The organism is Gilvimarinus gilvus, assembly GCF_030518155.1.
GTDB lineage: Bacteria > Pseudomonadota > Gammaproteobacteria > Pseudomonadales > Cellvibrionaceae > Gilvimarinus > Gilvimarinus gilvus.
In genome coordinates this window covers 1-545 of the sequence record NZ_JAULRU010000835.1, presented here as the reverse complement: position 1 = coordinate 545, position 545 = coordinate 1, and the positions used below count along the sequence as shown (strand labels likewise).

The following is a 545-nucleotide window of genomic DNA, read 5'->3' as shown; positions in this document are numbered from 1 at the left end:
GGCGCGTGACCAGACGTTGCTGGCCAGTCGCGTATTCACCCTAGCGCTGTAGGTTGATAAACAAAAATCAATATTTGTTAGGGGCTGTATTAGCAAAAGCTTATAGTTGGGTAACAAGGTATTGCCGATGAGCCGACAACTATGCGTAAGTCCTTGATGCGTATGACTTTACGACAATTGCAGATCTTCAACGAAGTGTGTGATTTGCGTTCGTACAGCCGCGCTGCGGAAGAAATGGCGCTCACACAACCCGCCGTTAGTCTACAGATCCGGCAGCTCGAAGAGCTGATAGGCCAGCCACTGTTCGAGTACGTTGGCAAGAAGCTCTACCTGACCGAAGCAGCCGAGGCCCTGCAGCGTGCCAGCCGGGATATCTTCGGCCGGCTGGAGAGCCTGGATATGCAGCTGTCGGACATGCAGGGCTCATTGCAAGGTCAGTTGAAGCTGGCGGTCGAGTCGAGTGCCAAGTACTTCGTTCCGCACTTGTTCGCGGCCTTCAAGCAACGTCACCCGGAGGTCAACCTGACCTTGACGGTGGTCAACCG

The 545-nt window shown here is 54.3% G+C and carries 1 protein-coding gene; it reads left to right on the top strand.

The genetic code is table 11. From position 1 onward, the window contains the following. Positions 1 to 141 precede the first annotated feature (141 nt). A partial coding sequence (locus tag QWI17_RS23090; RefSeq protein WP_302724900.1) for a LysR family transcriptional regulator occupies positions 142 to 545 on the top strand: 404 nt, incomplete at its 3' end.